Origin of the sequence: Robertkochia flava, from assembly GCF_020166515.1 — a bacterium.
Taxonomy (GTDB): Bacteria; Bacteroidota; Bacteroidia; order Flavobacteriales; family Flavobacteriaceae; genus Robertkochia; species Robertkochia flava.
This window is the reverse complement of record NZ_JAINZT010000008.1, coordinates 229,291-245,562: the sequence shown is the minus strand read 5'-3', so window position 1 is coordinate 245,562 and position 16,272 is coordinate 229,291. Positions and strand designations below refer to the sequence as shown.

Here is a 16,272-nt window from a genome sequence, read left to right as displayed (position 1 = left end):
TTTAAAATCCTCCGAATAATGACGGCTCTTACGGATCTTTCCAAGACTTGCTTTCATAGTTTTCCACGTTTAAGTGGTCAACCTATATCAGGGACGTACAATCATTCATCATTCATCATTCATCATTAACCATTCATAATTACTAACCCACCGGTTTCCCCGCCTCCCCACCTCCCTATATCCCTACATCCCTAATTCCCACTTCCCCGTCTCCCTAAAAATTCCTAAGTTTAGACCACTCAAAGCCAAACCCTATGAAAAACTACCTTCTATTACTATTAGCTGCCTGTACGCTTACGGCAACCGCACAACAGAAGCAATCTTTTGACTATCTCGACGTTTTCGAACTTGAATATATTTCCGATCCACAGATCTCCCCGGATGGAAAACACGTGGTTTATGTCCGGAATTACTTTGACATCATGGACGATAAAAGAAAAGGGGACCTTTGGATGTACGATGTGGAGACTAAAGAGCACTACAAACTCACCCACGGAGCAGAAAATGAATACGGGGCGCGATGGTCTCCCGATGCTGATCGCATTGCATACATCAGCAGCACCGAGGAAGGCAGTGAACTTTTTGTTTATTGGGTGAATAAAGGCAATTCTGCCCGAATCTCCAGGCTGGAAAAAAGTCCGTCTTCCCTGAGCTGGTCTCCGGACGGACAATGGCTGAGCTTTTCCATGCTCGTGGAAGAGGCCGCCCCGGTGCTGGCAAAAATGCCGAAAAAGCCTAAAGGAGCCGATTGGGCAGGGGAAGCTCGTATCACCGACCGCCTCAAGCATGAGGCCGATGGCAGGGGCTACCTGTCTCCGGGCTTTAGTCACTTGTTCCTCATCCCGGCCAACGGAGGTACTCCGAGACAACTCACCTCCGGAAACTTTAATCATGGAGGGGAGGTTTCATGGTCGCCCGATGGAAATTCATTCTATTTCTCCGCTAACCGCAACGAAGATTGGGAATACGATTTTGTAAACAGCGAGATCTATCGCCTGGATCTAAACAGTGGAAATATTACCGCGATCACCAACAAAAAAGGACCGGATGAAAATCCGGTTATTTCTCCCGATGGGAAAACCATCGCCTTCAGGGGGTATGAAGATAAGGTTCAAACCTACCAGACCGAAGATCTGTTTGTAATGGACACCAACGGGGAAAACATCAGGTCCTTAACCGACGGGCTGGACCGGAGTGTCTTTGGACTTACCTGGAACAAAAAAGGAGATAAGATCTATTTCATGTACGACGACAAGGGAAACACGAAGATCGCCTATACCGACATGAAAGGAAACATCAAAACCATTTCCCATAACCTGGGAGGTACTTCTGTAGGACGACCCTATGGAGGAGGTTCATTTTCCATTTCCGACAAAGAGCGCATCGCCTACACCATGACCACCCCGGAACATCCCGCAGAATTGGCGCTTTCCGAAAATAAAAGCAATACTACTGTAAAGGTTTCCGACCTCAATGCAGACCTTTTGGGGCAAAGAACATTGGGCGAGGTAGAGGAAGTTTGGTACAAATCGTCTGTAGACGGCAGAGACCTGCAGGGTTGGGTGGTAAAACCGCCTTATTATGAGGAGGGTAAAACCTATCCCCTTATCGTGGAGAATCACGGTGGTCCCATTGCGAACTATGGTGATCGTTTCTCGGCAGAAATGCAGCTGTACGCGGCGGCAGGGTACCTGGTCTTCTATCCCAATCCGAGGGGAAGTACCAGCTACGGGGAAGAATTTGGGAACCTGCTTTATCACCACTATCCCGGAGACGACTACCAGGATGTTATGGACGGGGTAGATCACCTTATACAACAGGGCATCACCACAGAAGAGCAGCTATTTGTAACCGGGGGAAGTGCCGGTGGTATAATGACTGCCTGGATCATAGGCAAGAACAATCGTTTCGAAGCCGCGGTGGTAGCCAAGCCGGTGGTAAACTGGATCAGCAAGACCCTGACAGCAGATAATTATTACGGTTACGCCAATTACCGGTTCCCCGGACAACCCTGGGAAAATTTTGAAACCTACTGGAATTTCTCCCCCATTTCCCTGGTAGCCAATATTGAAACCCCGACCATGGTCATGGTAGGTATGGAAGACCTGCGGACCCCGCCAAGCGAAGCCAAACAGCTGTATCATGCGCTCAAGATCCGAAATAAGGAAACGGTGTTGGTCGAGATCCCAAAGGCATCACATGGTATTGCCGGGAAACCCAGCAACCTGATCTCCAAGATCGCTCATACCCTTGCATGGTTCGACAAATACAGAAAAGAGTAAGTGAGGAGTGAGGAGTGAGGAGTGATGTGTGATGAGTGATGAGTAACGAGGGTACGGGGGTACGGGGGTACGAAGGTACGCAGGTACGAAGGTACGCAGGTACGCAGGTACGAAGGTACGCAGGTACAAAGGTACGCAGGTACAGGGGTACGTAGGTACAGGGGGTACGGGGGAATAGCGTTACATAAGCTCGTATTTGGAGTTCATTTCAGGGATCTCGGTCTGAAAGCTGTACTTGTTTGCAATTGCGGTTTTCAATTCTTTGGCGGCCTCAGGTTCCCCGTGAACGAGAAAAACCTTTTCCGGTGCGGTCTCCAGGTCGCTTAACCAATCCAGTAACTCCCCCTGGTCTGCGTGGGCAGAAAGACTCTGAAGACATTCTGTCCTTGCCCGGACCACGTATTCTTTCCCAAAGAAACGCAGGGTTTTTGCACCTTCCAGAAGGTCTCTCCCCCGGGTGCCTTCGGCTTGGTATCCGGCCAGAAGGACAATGGTTTCAGGTTCGTCTATGAGTTGCTGAAGGTAGGTAAGTACCCTGCCTCCGGTGATCATCCCACTCCCTGCGATCACTACCTTGGGTTGTTTCCTGTCGATCACCCGCCAGGTATCCCTGTACGAATCGACCACCTCCACATAGTTAAGCATTTCCCCCAGCATGGCACCGTTGAGACGGTGCCAGTCGGGAAATTTAAAAAAACTGTCAAACACCTTATTGCTCATGGGACTGTCAATAACTACAGGAATTGCGGGTATCCTGTTCTTTTTATACAGTTGCCAGAAATAATACACCAGTAACTGCGCCCGTTCCACAGCGAAACTTGGAATGATCAAATTACCGCGGTGGTGCAATACCTCGTTCACCAATTGTATCAGGATATCCTCTACATCCTCATCCAGGTGTTCCCGGTCGCCGTAAGTGGATTCCATAATGATATAATCGGCCTTTACAGGCCGTTCCACAGGCCTTAGCAGCAGGTCGTTTTCCCGACCCAGATCTCCGGAAAACACGATGATCCTTCCAAATACTTCCAGCTCCAGCCATGTTGCCCCTAAGATATGACCGGCATAGTGATGTTTATACCTGATCCCGGGAGCCAGGTCTATAAAAACGCCCATAGGCTGAGGGTCGAGGTAATCGAAGGTTTGTTCCACATCCCTCTGATTGTAAAGCGGCAGGGCGGGATCGTGTTTGGAGTAGCCTTCCCTGTTGGCCTGGTCGGCATCTTCTTCCTGTATCTTCGCGCTATCTTCCAGGATGATCCTTGTAATGCTCAATGTGGGGGCCGTTCCATAGATCTTTCCTTCAAAACCCATTCGCACCAGCCTGGGAAGGTACCCGACATGATCGAGGTGGCCATGGGTTAACAGGACCAGGTCGATCGTTGAGGCATCGACCTCCAGGGGTTCCCAATTTTTATCACGAAGCGGCTTTTCCCCCTGGAATAACCCGCAATCGATCAGGATCTTCAGCTCCGGGGTTTCCACCAGAAATTTGGAACCCGTTACGGTTCCTGCTGCACCTAAAAACTGTATACTTACCTTTTGCTCCATCTTAACATTTACAAAGGTTCTTCATTTCATCCAGGATCTTTTCCTTACGTACCTCAGAAACCCCTGCATGATCCAGAAAAAAGGAATCCTCCAGGAGCTCCCTGCACAATACGATACCCTTATCCAGCAAAAAGTTCTTTTCTCTGGAAGTTAGAAGCGAGGATACCGTTAAGGGGTATAACCCCAGTCGGTCGATACGATCCCGGATGCTGTCACCTTCGGGATAGTCCCAGCTAAGCAGGTACATCCCCATACATTTCCCGTACTTCATTGCATCCAGGGTAAAACGCGTATTGGTTACCACCCAGATGGGTTCCAGCGTTTCCTCTTTATTCCAATGCTCCCTTATATCGAGATAGCGGGAGTGGATATAAAGCGGCACCTTTACATTGCAATTAATTCCCTGCTGTCCGTGAAATTTACATTCCACCAGGGTGAGCATTCCGTTTTTCCGGGCCTCTACATCTACTTCATGATTTACGCAATGCCCTGTAAAAATGACCCCGGTCCGGGTTTTATAGCCGGAATATTTGAGGATGGCTGCCACAAACTTCTCCAGCGGAAATCCCGTAGGGCCCAATTCGTAGATCGCTCTTTTAAGTTTATACCGCGAAGCGTATTCGGAACGCGATTGCTTGAGTAAGGCATAGGCCCGGTTATACACCTCCCTGGTAGTGATCCCTTCATAAACCTCATTGGCCAGCGTATTCAGGATCTTCTCAATAAGCGGGTCACCGGCCCCGGTTCGCCTGAGAGATGCTTTGATCTTGTCGAGAGAGAATGCAACCTGCTCTCCCGACGATTTGGTGATGAGTATATGACCGGCATCCACGTTGAGTTCCTTTTTCGCCCTTTATGAGGCATTATCAAAAAACTCCCGAACCAGGGCTTTTACCTGGTTCTCAGACATACTATCGGCCTTCTCCACTCCCCTTACACGGCTGGCCAGATCTTTTTGATGCTCCAGCAGGTAATTGTTGAATTTTTTATTGGTATCGGCCGGACCAAACAAAGCCAGTTGCCCGGCCTCCTTTAACTCCCCAGCTAGATTTTCAAAATACCGCTTCATCTGGTGCTTTTCCCGCTCCGTATATTTCCTGTCCTGAACCACGTCCTGAGGGCCCCATCTGGTCTTTGACCTGGAACCTCCCACCGCATTAAAATCTTCTACGTCACTTTCCAGGACAGTCATCTCTACCTCCTCGTCATTAAGTACAACGATCCAGGCTTTTTCCTTATCCATCCAAACTCCTACATTCTTCATATCCTTTGATTTTAAATTAATTATTGATGATGCATTACAAGCAGGGGTATCTTACTGTGGTATCCCAGTTCTTTCAGGGTTGATCTCTTAAGAAGACTTTCAAAGAAGGTATGCTTTCTGCTGATGATCCCTATAATATCTGTATTGGTATTCCCGACATATTCCATGATCGCCTGATCCACATGATCATTGTCCAGGGTGAAAACAGCCGGATCGCAGGCAGCGAGTTGCTCCTGAAGCCAGTCTCTGTTCTTTTTCTGTTTCTCATTTAGCCGCACCTCATCTGAGATATGAATGATGGTGATCTGTGCCTCATACCTTCCTGCCAGATCCCTGAAAGCGGCCAACTGGTCCGGTTTGGGCAGGTCTGTATGAGCGGTGGCCAAGGCGATCTTACGCGGTACTACCAACGGACTTGCTTCCGGGATGGCCAGCACAGCGGTTTCGGTTACCCTTTGCATGATGCGAACGGCATTACTTCCCAAAAAAATCTCCTTTGCTCCCGTTGCTCCCTGTGTTCCCATGGCTACTAAAAATGCTGGCTGTTCCTGTAACAGGGAATTAATGGCATCAGGGAGAAAATCATATCGTGTAAGAAGTGTATAAGAGCATCCGAACCCGTTATATTCTGATTGAAGCAGCGCCTTGAGAGAATCCAGTTTTCTTCTGCTATCCTCCAATTGGCGTTCCATTGCAGAGGTATCTGCCCGAAGCCCAAGGGTGGCGGCCGATGTATACACGTCAGCCCCGAAGGTATGCAGCAATACAAATTCCACTTCCTCCCCTAAAAAAAGGTTATGGCAATACCGTATTGCATGTAAGGCATTATCTGAGAAATCTGTTGGAATAACGATACGCTTCATAATTCACCAGTTTTAAACCACCTCCGGCATCACTAAAAAGGGAATTCTACTGTGAAAAGCCACCTTTTTGACCACCGGTTCCCTTAACAACTTGTCCAGGTTACTGTGCTTATTCTTTATCATGGCCAGCATGTTCACCTCTCCACTGGCCGTATAATCCTCTATAATATCACTCAGGAACTTATCCATGGGCATCTGCTGTTCCTCTACCGGGATCCCTTCCAATAATCTCAGCAATTCCTCCCTGTTCTTTTTCTGGTTCGACGTAAATTCATTCCCGTCATTTATATATAACAACGCAATACTCGACGTCGTCATCCTTGCCATAGAGGCCAAAGCCAATACTTCCTCAGCTTCAAAATTCCTTCTGAAATCATTGACAAAAAGAATTTTCCTCACCGGGACAAAGGAGTAACCTGCAGGCACCAACAGTACCGGACAGTCTTTCATCCTGTTGATCACCTTTACCGCGTTGCTCCCCAGAAAAACCTCCTTGAGCCCGGAAGCCCCGGTGGTCGCCATCACAATAAGATCGCCCTGCAATTCCAGTACACTCTGCCTGATCCCGTCGGTAAGGCTTTGGGCTGTTACAAATCCACGGTATATGTGAGGGTCTGCTTCATATTTCTTCTTTAATTCAAGAAGCATCTTGCGCATATCCTCCCTGGCTGCAGATTCGCTTTTCCGGTATTCCCTGGTCTCCGTATACTGCTTCCGCATGATCGCAAGCCCGGACCGGCTGAGACGGTAGGCGTGTATGATATGAAACTCACAGGCGTGATCATCAAATAATTTCGATGCGTATTCAATGGCCATGAGGGAAGATTCCGAGTAATCTGTAGGCAACAGGATCTTATTCATTCTTTATTTATTTAATACTTTCTCTTAATACCATAAAGGGGATCTCCACTTCAAAACCCAGGCTGTCTACATTTTGTCTTAACAGCAGCCGTTCCAGAAAGGAATGCTTCCGGTTGAGCATTACCAGCAGGTCATAGGGGCCTTCATCTATCATATCCTTAATGGCATCGGGCATATACCCCTCCTGAATCTCCAGGAAATCGTAATTGCAATCGGCCAGACGTTCATGCAGCACATATTTGTTGTGTTCCTGCTGCCGGGTCATTTCCCGGTCTTCCTGTACGTGCACTACATCCAGATGTGCATGATTATTCTTTAATAATTGCAGCAACGGTTTTAAAACCTCCTTGTCCGGAATCATCAGGAAATCATTTGGAAAAAGCACAGAAACCGGTTTTTTAAATGCGTAGGCACCCGGAATAACAATGAGGGGGACATCTATTTTTCGCATCATAAATACCGCATTAGACCCGAATAGAATCCTCTCGGCACCCGTAGCGCCCTTGGTACCCATGATCACCAGATCAATATCTTCCTTTTCACAAAGTTCCTTGACCTCATCTGTAAGAAGATTGAAGGCATAGTGCTGATGGTAGGTATGCTTGTCATTAGGGTATTCTTCCTTTACCCGCGCTACCGTATTTTCCAGTCCGCTTATGGTTGCCTGTATCATGGCGTCATCGATACCACTGTAGGCCGGTCCGCCAATGGCGTAATCCACACGGTAGAATGCAGGTACATAGGTATGTAAAAAATATAACTGGCATGTCTCATTTGCAAACAATTGCACGGCATAGGAAATAGCGTTCCAGGCATTGTCAGAGAAATCAGTTGGTAATACGATCCTTTTCATTATTTAGTGGTTTCAGGTTGATCAGGAAGATAGTACAAATAATAACCGCAAGACATGACAAACGTCAGTCAAAATGCGGAATATCAATAGCTTACAAGGAATCAATCACACTTTTAAGCCGCGAGGCCACTTCAGATGCAACGGCCTTCAGTTGTGGGTTGCCAACAGCGCTCATGGAGGCAACGGGGTCTACTGCCGACACTTCCACCTTGCCTTCCTCCCGCTCCTGAACGATCACATTACAGGGAAGCAAGACTCCGATCTTGTTCTCATGCTGCAAAGCCTTATGGGCAAAACCCGGATTACAGGCGCCAAGGATCCTGTATTTATAGATATCGGCATCCAATTTCTTTTTTAAGGTCGCCTGGATATCTATATCGGTAAGCACCCCGAATCCCTCTTCCTTCAGGGCAGAGGTTACCTTATCGATTACGGTCTCAAATGGGATATTCTTTATTTCTGTGGTGTAATAGTACATGTTTGAAGTATTCCTGGTTTGTCTCTTTAAATTTAATTAAAATAAAAACCTTAACCCACTCATTATTAAAAGAATATCCCGACACCTTACCAGTCCCTGCTTTTAAACAAAATGTAAAACCCCCTTTTCCTTACGAGAGGTAATGCTTAAATTTATAGTTGAAAATCAATTCATTATGAAAAGTAGTTTCAGTTCGATAATTAAGGGAGATACTCCGGTACTGGTAGATTTTTTCGCAGATTGGTGCGGCCCGTGTAAAATGCTGGCGCCCATTCTCAAAGAAGTCAAGGATGAGATGGGCGACAGCATAAAGATAGTTAAGATCGATGTTGACCAGAATTCTGAACTTGCAGCAAAATACCAGGTCAGAGGAGTTCCCACCATGATCCTTTTTAAGGACGGACAACTCAAATGGCGACAGTCCGGGGTACTACCCAAACAACAATTACTGCAAATTCTGGAACAACATCAGTGATATGTTCAGATCTTAAAGGTGATCACCGGTAATTCAGCGTGGTTGGCAAGGTCTTCCCCTATGCTGCCCATAAAGAAGTGAGAAATTCCCTTTCTTCCGTGGGTAGGAATAGCGATCAGGTCGGCCCCGACAGAATTACTGAAGTTATAGATCCCGTTTTCAATGGTATAATCGGAGTAATACGTCACCTTTGACAATTGGCTCAGATCCCCATTATCGGCCTCTGTAATAAATTCCTTAACCCGTTCCCTCATTTCTGCGGAATTCAGGAAATTCTGGTTAGGCAGGTTTACGTATAGCAAATGTACCTCGCTTTCAAAATCCTTAAAAAGCCGCATGGCCCGGCGATATGCGTGAATGTTCTCCTTGTCAAAATCACAGGCGAAAACCACCTTATCCATTTTAAAATCCGGACGATCCTTTTTGATTACCAATACCGGGAAATCACTGTTCCGAACTACTTTTTCGGTATTGGAGCCTACAAAGAAATCGTTCACCATACCTGTACCATGAGACCCCATAACGATAAGGTCGATACCATGCTCGTGAGCTACATTGTTTACCTCGGAAAAGATCTTGTAGTTCTGAATAAGTTCTTCCGTTTCGATGCCCTGCATATAATCCAGGCGCTTTAGATCGTCAAAACGCTTTTTAACCATCTTCATATAATAGATGGCCTCGGCACCTTCATTACTCTCATCCTTTCCTATAATGGCCTGGGAGATTCCCAGCATATGAAGCAAGTATAATTTCGCATGGTGTTGCTTAGCCAATTGGGCAGCCACTTTAAGGGCCTGAAGGGCATTTTCTGAAAAATCGGTAGGTACTAAAATTTTCTTCATGATTAAGTTCAAATAATTGGTTTAGGACTAAATTAATCTAAATTAGAAGTTTAAGTTATGATAAATATCATGAATAACCATCGCCTAATAACGGTAATTTAGGATCACAAAGCTTAGGATCATGAAATCCATCCTATGTTATATATTCATTATAGTGCTCTTATTTTCCTGCAAAAATAAGAGCGAGGGCATCTATCCGGATTCCGGGCCCCTAACCGAATCTGTCTATGCTACAGTTACGATAAAACCGGACAGTTTATACGAGGTATACGCTGCAGTTGCCGGAATTTTACAGCAAAACCTGGTAAAGGAAGGCGATACTGTAACAAAGGGGCAACCCCTTTTTCAAATCGTAAACAACACCCCTGTATTACAGGTAGAGAATGCCAAACTCAATCTTGAACTGGCCAGGAAGAACCTTCAGGGAGAAAACAATGTGCTGGATGAACTGGAAAATCAGATCCGGACAGCAGAACTGCAATTTCACAATGATTCGATCAACTTTTATCGGCAAAAAAGTTTGTGGGAGAAGAATATCGGTTCTAAAAATGCCTACGATCAAAAGCAGCTGGCTTTTGAGCTTAGTGCGAACCGGCTAAGCCTGCTCCTGCAGCAGTACCAGCGCACAAAGAGAGAACTGATCACCCACCTGGAGCAGGCCAGGAATAACTATGAGACCTCACGGATTTCCAAAGACGAGTATACCGTAACCTCCAGACTTAACGGGAGGGTCTATGCAGTGTATAAGGAACCGGGAGAATTGATCACCCAGCAACATGCCCTTGGAAATGTCGGGAGCGCCGGAAACTTTATCATTGAGATGATGGTAGATGAAAAAGACATCGTCAGGCTTGATACCGGGCAGGAAGTGGTACTGGTGCTGGACGCCTATGGTTCTGCCACCTTTACAGCAACCATCAGCCGGATCCTACCTGAAAAAAATGAAAGAAACCAGAGTTTTACCGTAGAAGCACTTTTCACCAATGTACCACCGCGATTGTACGCAGGCCTGGCCGGAGAGGCCAACATCATCATTTCCAGGAAAACGCAAACCCTTTCCATTCCAAGATCCTACCTGGTCAATGACAGCCTGGTACGCACCCCGGAAGGGATGCAAAAGGTAGAGACAGGCATGGAAAGTCTGGATCGTATTGAGATCCTTTCAGGGATCGAAGCATCCACCAGAATACTAAAACCGCAGTCATGATCAACTGGAAGGTCATCCTTGGAATTGCCCGTAAGCATCTTCTTTCGAAGTTCAAGAGCACGCTTACGGCCACCCTTGGGGTTACCTTTGGAATTACGGCCTATATTACCCTGGTAAGTTTTATGACCGGACTCAACGGGATGCTGGACGACCTCATTCTGAACCAGACCCCCCACATTCACATCTATAATGAAATACGACCCAGCGAGAATCAGCCCGTTACGCTCAGCAAGGCCCTGGAGCCCGGAGAACATATCGTAAGACATATCAAACCGCGTTCTGAAGAGCGCAATATCTACAACGGGATGCCCTTGCTGAAATACCTGAAAACGCAGCCCGAAGTACTGGGAGCCACCCCCAGGCTCAGCACGCAGATCTTTTACCTTTCCGGGTCTATTGAGCTCGGGGGCACCCTTACGGGAGTCGATATTCTGGAGGAGGTGCGCCTGTCCAGCATTAATGACTATATCATAGAGGGGCGCCCCCGGGACCTGAAAAATACTGAGAACGGCATTCTTCTGGGCGCCGGGCTGGCCAAAAAAATGTCGTTACGCCCGGGAGACCGGCTGCAGATCAGTACGGTTAAAGGAGAGATATACCCGCTTAAGGTGGTCGGATTTTACCAAAGCGGGATCGCCGACATCGACAACATTCAAAGCTATGTGAACCTGAAAACGGCCCAACGCATTCTTGGGGAAAACTCCGGGTATATCACCGACATCAATGTTAAACTTCAAAACCTGGAAAAGGCCCCGGTGATCGCCTCCGATATTGAGCGGCAGTTCCGGGTGGAAGCCAGGGATATCCAGGAAGCCAATGCACAATTTGAAACCGGATCCAACATCAGGAACCTCATCACCTATGCGGTGTCGGTAACCCTGCTTATAGTTGCAGGATTCGGGATCTACAATATCCTGAATATGCTCATCTACGAAAAAATGAATGATATTGCCATTCTCAAAGCCATTGGATTCACCGGAAAGGATGTGCAATCCATTTTTATGAGCCAGGCCCTGATCATCGGTTTCATCGGAGGAGCCAGCGGCTTGTTCTTTGGCTATATCCTCTCCCTGATCATAGACCGGGTTCCATTCAACACCGAAGCCCTGCCCACGATAAGTACCTACCCCATCAATTTTAACCCCTGGTATTATGTGGTGGGTATCGTCTTTGCCCTGGTATCGACCTTTTTTGCAGGGTATCTGCCCTCACGAAAGGCACGCACCATTGATGCCGTTAAAATAATACGAGGAAATTAACACCGGTATGGACCACGTTTTAAAAACTGTAAACATCAACAAGTACTTCCGGAAACCGGTAGATTTTCATGTGTTAAAGGATATCAACATGGAAATCAAAAGGGGCGAGTTTGCAAGTATCATGGGCAAGTCCGGATGTGGAAAAAGCACCTTGCTATACATCCTCTCTACCATGGATACGGATTACTCCGGGGAATTGTTCCTAAACGGCGGACTCATCACCGGCATGAAACACGAACAACTTTCTTACCTGAGAAACAAACATATAGGTTTTGTTTTCCAGTTCCATTATCTCCTGGGAGAATTCAGTGTTCTGGAGAACGTAATGCTTCCAGCCCGTAAGCTCGGCGACCGCTCAGAGCCGGAGATCAGGAAAAAAGCCATGGATATTCTGGAGATGCTCAATATCGGCCACCTGGGAAATAATCTTGCCCGAAGAATCTCGGGAGGAGAAAAGCAACGCGTGGCCATTGCCAGGGCCCTTATCAATGACCCCAGTATTCTGATGGGGGATGAGCCCACCGGGAACCTGGACAGTCATAATTCCGCCAACGTGCTCAGCATTTTTAAGAAGTTAAAACAAGAAAAAGGACTCTCCCTGCTTATCGTGACCCATGACGAAGATTTTGCCCGCGAAACAGACAGGGTGATCCATATGGAAGACGGCATGATTCTTCAATAATGACGAATGTCATACCACAAGACACTGACATGAAGTAACTTACAGGCTAAACAAGAGCTCATGGAAACTTTAATAAACAACGCCAACCTGCATTTTGAACACAAAAGCTGGTTAAATGAAATCGCATTCTGGCTCGACGAAACCCGGTCTTTCCAGAATCGGCTTGACGAGATCGAACAGCGGTGGACCAACGATATGGTCCTGGCTGAACTGGGGCAGTTTCAAAATCAGATGATCATTCACAAAGACCGGATCGTAAATCTTAAGGAAGAGATCGAAGCCCACGAACACGCTATTGCAGAAACCATTGACGAGGTCAATGAAGCGGTAGACCGCGTGGGATTTCGGTATCATATGGACATGCGGGAAAAAATGGAAACCGAGAGGGTAATGTTTCACGACCTGAAGAAGCGCTTCTTTTCCTTCCTTTCCAAATATATGTAAGCCGGATTCAGATGGTTAATCAAACCCTGGTAAGAGACGAACGGAGTTTCCTGGAGGGCCCTAAGCACTGGTTCAGGGAACTCCTGTTCACCTTCAGGGTTCAATATCATTTTATCAAGGGATTTCGAAGAATGCACTTTCTGGGACCCTGCGTAACGGTGTTCGGCTCTGCCCGATTTGAGGAGGGTAACCCCTATTACAAACAGGCAAGAGCCATAGGTGCCACGCTGGCAAAAATGGGATTCACGGTCATGACCGGGGGTGGCCCGGGTATTATGGAAGCAGCCAACAGGGGGGCCTATGAAACGGGAGGGTATTCTGTAGGATGCAATATTATCCTGCCTGAAGAACAGGAAGCGAATCCTTACCTGAACAAATGGATCGATATTCCCTATTTTTTTATCCGGAAATTTATGCTGATGAAGTATTCCTATGCCTTTGTGGTACTTCCCGGTGGCATGGGTACGCTCGATGAACTATTTGAAGCCCTGACCCTGATACAAAACCATATTATACAGCACTTTCCAGTGATCCTTTTCGGGACCTCCTATCACAGAGATCTATACGAACACATCCAGCTTATGGCCAGGGAAGACAGCATTGACCCTGAAGATATGAACCTGTTGTTCCTGACCGATTCCGTTCCCGAGATGGAAGAACACCTGAACCGGTATGCCATAGAAAGATTTGGTCTAAAAAAGCGACCCCATAAAAAGCACTGGTTATTCGGTGGGTGATCAGAAGTCTTCATAAAGTCGGAGCCGGTTTCTCAATTGCCGGATCTCTTCCTTCATATCGGTAACGCGCTCCAGTAAATGATGGATGGTATGTAAGCCTTCCTCATTAATGCCCAGGTCCTGATGAAGGCGCAGCATTCGTTCGAGAAACGGCAATTCTTCCACGGTTATAAAATCCTGGTTTCCCTCGCTGTAAAGGGTAATCAGATCGGCTTCGCATATAGAGATCACAAATGACCTTTCGATCTCATAGACCTCGCATAAACGCTGAATATTTATTTTGGTTTCCATGACTTCACACGTTTTAATTACAACCCGGTTTTCTCCAGTTCCTTAAACAGTTTTTCCTGTTCCGGGGTCAGTTGCTCAGGAATATGCACCTGATAGGTGATGAAAAGATCCCCGAACTGTCCGGACTTCTTATATATGGGAAATCCCTTCCCTTTCAGCTTTACACGTGTTCCGTTACCGGTACCCGGCTTCACACTGAGCTTCACTTTCCCGTCAAAAGTATCGGTAGTGATCTCCCCGCCAAGAACGGCTTTCGTAAGCGGAATCTCCACCTCCTTATAAAGATTGGCTCCCTCTCGTTTAAAAGGTGTGGTATTGTGAATCCGGAAGGTCAGATACAGATCGCCAGCCGGACCACCATTTACCCCGGGACCTCCATGCCCGTTGATCTTGATGGTCTGCCCGTCTTCGATCCCGGCAGGTACCGTGATCCTGATATTCTTTCCGTTTACAGTAAGGGTGCGCTTATGGGTGCTGAAGGCATCTCTCAGGTGAAGTTCCAGATCGGCGTTGTAATCCTGTCCCCGAAAACGGGTTTGCCGCTGCCTGCCGCCCCCAAAACCTCCACCCCCGAACATGGATTCAAAAAACTCAGAAAAGTCTTCTGCCCCTGCCCCGCTACCCGAGTAGGTAAAGGGACCTGACCCTGAGGAATACGACCGTTGTTGCCGGGCTTTGGCCTTTTCAAATTCCTCAGCATGCTCCCAGTCCTTTCCGTATTGATCGTACTTCTTGCGTTTTTCCGGATCGCTAAGTACGGCATGGGCCTCATTGAGCTGCTTAAATTTTACCTCAGCATCCTTATCATCAGGATTTACATCCGGATGGTATTTTCTGGCCAGTTTGCGGTATGCCTTCTTTATATCGGACGCTGTAGCCGATTTATCAAGGCCGAGCACTTTATAGTAATCAATGAACTCCATAATCTAAAAATCTGGATAGCAGTAATTTACCTCCCTTAAAATTAAGCAAGTTATACGGGGTATTCAAATAGAAAGAGTGCAGATTTCAGGGCCCCAGCAGGTGCTCCCTTCGTATCTCTTTAATGATCTCTCCAATCAATGAAAAAATATGCGCCTTAAGCATCCTGAACTTCTCATGGTGCTCCTGCATCTGAAGTTCCAGGTCACGATGTTCTTCCTTGACCCTGTCTTCCTTCTCGAATTCATTCTTCCCGTCCAGCAGAACGATCAGACGGTTGTTGTGAGCCGTTACATCCTCCAGGATCCTTTGGTTCTTTTGGCGGTTCTCTTCCAGTTCCTCTACAAGGTCCTTCCCCTGCCGAAAATGATCCTTGTTGGAAATCTTCATAAAATAGGTAGCCAGAAGGTCCTCAAAAAAATGGTGCTCACTGGTTATAAATTCCAGTTCGGACACCCACAATCTGGCATCTTCATGCATTTCGGCCCCGCTCTTCCATTCCTTCATTACATATTTTTTATCCGCTGCCATCTTCATATCTATTTACAAATTTCAATCCTTTAAATTACAGATTCGGAGCGGTAAAAAACATGACCTTCATCAACTTGACAAACAGGTCATTGGGGGGCATATCCAAAATGATCCATATGAAGTTCCCGATAGGTTTGCAGATCATCAATATCGCTAATGGGTTGATCGGTTGGATACAGGATGAGTTCCTCCCGGTTTTCTGAGAATAATTTCCTGGCTCCCCTGTCGCCTTCAAGGGTTGTAAGCGCCTGGATGTATGGCCCTGAGATAATGGCAGGAACACCGGCTTTTTCCCTGTATGCACAGGCGGTAAGATCTTTCCCGGAAAGCGCATGCGTACTGAGCATATCCCTTAGCATACCGGCATGCACGCCGGGCTGGTCTGCCAATACGATCATAACCCCTTTAATCTCGGGAAAATCCTCTACGATCCTTTCTATGGCAAAGGCGATGCCGGAACCCATTCCCAATTCCCAGTCGGGGTTTAGCAGGGGTATAAATCCGGTTACATCCACCTCTTCAAGAATGCGTTGCGCCCTGGCCCCTAACAGCAGGTACTTTCGTTGTATCGCAACATCAAGAACCTGTTCAAGCACGTGCCCCAACAGCGTTGTATCACCCCAGGGCAATAATTGCTTGGCCCTGCCCATCCGGCTTGACTCTCCTGCGGCCAGTACCAGGATAACCATATCTGTAGTATCTTCCCGTGGTGCCATTATATATATTTAATT

The 16,272-nt window shown here is 47.1% G+C and carries 19 protein-coding genes; 7 read left to right on the top strand and 12 right to left on the bottom strand.

The features are described from left to right. Positions 1-254: 254 nt before the first annotated feature. Positions 255-2,282 (top strand): S9 family peptidase, encoded by a 2,028-nt coding sequence (locus tag K7R11_RS14170; protein ID WP_224491447.1) that lies wholly within the window; start codon positions 255-257, stop codon positions 2,280-2,282. Between the two features lie 180 nt (positions 2,283-2,462). Here the strand turns inward: K7R11_RS14170 and K7R11_RS14165 are convergent, their stop codons facing one another. The 7 genes from K7R11_RS14165 to K7R11_RS14135 form a co-directional block, all read right to left on the bottom strand. Then, positions 2,463-3,833 carry an MBL fold metallo-hydrolase RNA specificity domain-containing protein gene (locus K7R11_RS14165; protein WP_224491446.1) on the bottom strand — a complete coding sequence of 457 codons (1,371 nt, stop codon included), beginning with the start codon at positions 3,831-3,833 and terminating at the stop codon, positions 2,463-2,465. 1 nt (position 3,834) lies between these two features. Next, positions 3,835-4,665 carry an ATP cone domain-containing protein gene (locus K7R11_RS14160; protein WP_224491444.1) on the bottom strand — a complete coding sequence of 277 codons (831 nt, stop codon included), beginning with the start codon at positions 4,663-4,665 and terminating at the stop codon, positions 3,835-3,837. 21 nt (positions 4,666-4,686) lie between these two features. Next, positions 4,687-5,097 carry a hypothetical protein gene (locus K7R11_RS14155; protein WP_224491443.1) on the bottom strand — a complete coding sequence of 137 codons (411 nt, stop codon included), beginning with the start codon at positions 5,095-5,097 and terminating at the stop codon, positions 4,687-4,689. A 20-nt stretch (positions 5,098-5,117) separates the two neighbouring features. Continuing rightward, the gene (locus K7R11_RS14150) at positions 5,118-5,960 is read right to left on the bottom strand and encodes a universal stress protein (protein ID WP_224491441.1); all 843 of its coding nucleotides are present in this window, start codon (positions 5,958-5,960) and stop codon (positions 5,118-5,120) included. Between the two features lie 12 nt (positions 5,961-5,972). Further along, positions 5,973-6,821 carry a universal stress protein gene (locus K7R11_RS14145; RefSeq protein ID WP_224491440.1) on the bottom strand — a complete coding sequence of 283 codons (849 nt, stop codon included), beginning with the start codon at positions 6,819-6,821 and terminating at the stop codon, positions 5,973-5,975. A gap of 7 nt (positions 6,822-6,828) precedes the next feature. Beyond that, on the bottom strand, positions 6,829-7,674 hold the full coding sequence (locus K7R11_RS14140; RefSeq protein ID WP_224491438.1) for a universal stress protein: 846 nt from the start codon (positions 7,672-7,674) through the stop codon (positions 6,829-6,831). Positions 7,675-7,765: 91 nt separating this feature from the next. Next, entirely contained in the window at positions 7,766-8,152 is a 387-nt protein-coding gene (locus tag K7R11_RS14135; RefSeq protein ID WP_224491437.1) for a DUF302 domain-containing protein, read from the bottom strand. Between the two features lie 175 nt (positions 8,153-8,327). Here K7R11_RS14135 and trxA point away from each other — a divergent pair, with 175 nt between their 5' ends. Further along, the gene (gene trxA / locus K7R11_RS14130; protein ID WP_224491436.1) at positions 8,328-8,627 is read left to right on the top strand and encodes a thioredoxin; all 300 of its coding nucleotides are present in this window, start codon (positions 8,328-8,330) and stop codon (positions 8,625-8,627) included. 5 nt (positions 8,628-8,632) lie between these two features. On the opposite strand, the gene K7R11_RS14125 is transcribed toward trxA, so the two are convergent. Continuing rightward, the gene (locus tag K7R11_RS14125) at positions 8,633-9,469 is read right to left on the bottom strand and encodes a universal stress protein (RefSeq protein WP_224491435.1); all 837 of its coding nucleotides are present in this window, start codon (positions 9,467-9,469) and stop codon (positions 8,633-8,635) included. A gap of 121 nt (positions 9,470-9,590) precedes the next feature. Here K7R11_RS14125 and K7R11_RS14120 point away from each other — a divergent pair, with 121 nt between their 5' ends. Genes K7R11_RS14120 through K7R11_RS14100 form a run of 5 tightly spaced genes read left to right on the top strand, consistent with a single transcriptional unit; the run spans position 9,591 to position 13,798 of the window. Further along, entirely contained in the window at positions 9,591-10,676 is a 1,086-nt protein-coding gene (locus K7R11_RS14120; protein WP_224491433.1) for an efflux RND transporter periplasmic adaptor subunit, read from the top strand. Further along, a complete protein-coding gene (locus tag K7R11_RS14115; RefSeq protein ID WP_224491430.1) occupies positions 10,673-11,935 on the top strand; it encodes an ABC transporter permease in 1,263 nt (420 codons plus the stop codon). Before K7R11_RS14120 ends, K7R11_RS14115 begins: the two co-directional genes overlap by 4 nt. A 7-nt stretch (positions 11,936-11,942) precedes the next feature. Next, on the top strand, positions 11,943-12,617 hold the full coding sequence (locus K7R11_RS14110; protein WP_224491427.1) for an ABC transporter ATP-binding protein: 675 nt from the start codon (positions 11,943-11,945) through the stop codon (positions 12,615-12,617). Between the two features lie 60 nt (positions 12,618-12,677). Continuing rightward, positions 12,678-13,061 (top strand): hypothetical protein, encoded by a 384-nt coding sequence (locus K7R11_RS14105; protein WP_224491426.1) that lies wholly within the window; start codon positions 12,678-12,680, stop codon positions 13,059-13,061. Positions 13,062-13,072: 11 nt separating this feature from the next. Further along, positions 13,073-13,798, top strand: a complete 726-nt coding sequence (locus K7R11_RS14100) for an LOG family protein (protein ID WP_224491423.1) — start codon at positions 13,073-13,075, stop codon at positions 13,796-13,798. Here the strand turns inward: K7R11_RS14100 and K7R11_RS14095 are convergent, their stop codons facing one another. From K7R11_RS14095 to K7R11_RS14080, 4 genes are all read right to left on the bottom strand, one after another. Then, complete coding sequence (locus K7R11_RS14095; protein ID WP_224491420.1) at positions 13,799-14,089, bottom strand: chaperone modulator CbpM; 291 nt, start codon at positions 14,087-14,089, stop codon at positions 13,799-13,801. Between the two features lie 17 nt (positions 14,090-14,106). Next, positions 14,107-15,012: a DnaJ C-terminal domain-containing protein gene (locus tag K7R11_RS14090; protein WP_224491419.1), complete on the bottom strand. Its 906-nt coding sequence runs from the start codon at positions 15,010-15,012 to the stop codon at positions 14,107-14,109. Positions 15,013-15,097: 85 nt separating this feature from the next. Beyond that, positions 15,098-15,541 (bottom strand): hypothetical protein, encoded by a 444-nt coding sequence (locus K7R11_RS14085; protein ID WP_224491417.1) that lies wholly within the window; start codon positions 15,539-15,541, stop codon positions 15,098-15,100. Positions 15,542-15,627: 86 nt separating this feature from the next. After that, positions 15,628-16,257, bottom strand: coding sequence for a nucleotidyltransferase family protein (locus K7R11_RS14080; RefSeq protein ID WP_224491416.1), 630 nt, complete (start codon positions 16,255-16,257; stop codon positions 15,628-15,630). Positions 16,258-16,272 lie beyond the last annotated feature (15 nt).

Excerpts from the sequence above, each read along its gene's own strand:
- K7R11_RS14105 (WP_224491426.1), top strand. The coding sequence starts at position 12,678 with ATGGAAACTTTAATAAACAACGCCAACCTGCATTTTGAACACAAAAGC.
- trxA (WP_224491436.1), top strand. The coding sequence starts at position 8,328 with ATGAAAAGTAGTTTCAGTTCGATAATTAAGGGAGATACTCCGGTACTG.
- K7R11_RS14170 (WP_224491447.1), top strand. The coding sequence starts at position 255 with ATGAAAAACTACCTTCTATTACTATTAGCTGCCTGTACGCTTACGGCA.
- K7R11_RS14080 (WP_224491416.1), bottom strand. The coding sequence starts at position 16,257 with ATGGCACCACGGGAAGATACTACAGATATGGTTATCCTGGTACTGGCC.
- K7R11_RS14110 (WP_224491427.1), top strand. The coding sequence starts at position 11,943 with ATGGACCACGTTTTAAAAACTGTAAACATCAACAAGTACTTCCGGAAA.
- K7R11_RS14085 (WP_224491417.1), bottom strand. The coding sequence starts at position 15,541 with ATGGCAGCGGATAAAAAATATGTAATGAAGGAATGGAAGAGCGGGGCC.
- K7R11_RS14090 (WP_224491419.1), bottom strand. The coding sequence starts at position 15,012 with ATGGAGTTCATTGATTACTATAAAGTGCTCGGCCTTGATAAATCGGCT.
- K7R11_RS14135 (WP_224491437.1), bottom strand. The coding sequence starts at position 8,152 with ATGTACTATTACACCACAGAAATAAAGAATATCCCATTTGAGACCGTA.
- K7R11_RS14165 (WP_224491446.1), bottom strand. The coding sequence starts at position 3,833 with ATGGAGCAAAAGGTAAGTATACAGTTTTTAGGTGCAGCAGGAACCGTA.
- K7R11_RS14150 (WP_224491441.1), bottom strand. The coding sequence starts at position 5,960 with ATGAAGCGTATCGTTATTCCAACAGATTTCTCAGATAATGCCTTACAT.
- K7R11_RS14095 (WP_224491420.1), bottom strand. The coding sequence starts at position 14,089 with ATGGAAACCAAAATAAATATTCAGCGTTTATGCGAGGTCTATGAGATC.
- K7R11_RS14155 (WP_224491443.1), bottom strand. The coding sequence starts at position 5,097 with ATGAAGAATGTAGGAGTTTGGATGGATAAGGAAAAAGCCTGGATCGTT.
- K7R11_RS14140 (WP_224491438.1), bottom strand. The coding sequence starts at position 7,674 with ATGAAAAGGATCGTATTACCAACTGATTTCTCTGACAATGCCTGGAAC.
- K7R11_RS14115 (WP_224491430.1), top strand. The coding sequence starts at position 10,673 with ATGATCAACTGGAAGGTCATCCTTGGAATTGCCCGTAAGCATCTTCTT.
- K7R11_RS14100 (WP_224491423.1), top strand. The coding sequence starts at position 13,073 with ATGGTTAATCAAACCCTGGTAAGAGACGAACGGAGTTTCCTGGAGGGC.
- K7R11_RS14145 (WP_224491440.1), bottom strand. The coding sequence starts at position 6,821 with ATGAATAAGATCCTGTTGCCTACAGATTACTCGGAATCTTCCCTCATG.
- K7R11_RS14120 (WP_224491433.1), top strand. The coding sequence starts at position 9,591 with ATGAAATCCATCCTATGTTATATATTCATTATAGTGCTCTTATTTTCC.
- K7R11_RS14125 (WP_224491435.1), bottom strand. The coding sequence starts at position 9,469 with ATGAAGAAAATTTTAGTACCTACCGATTTTTCAGAAAATGCCCTTCAG.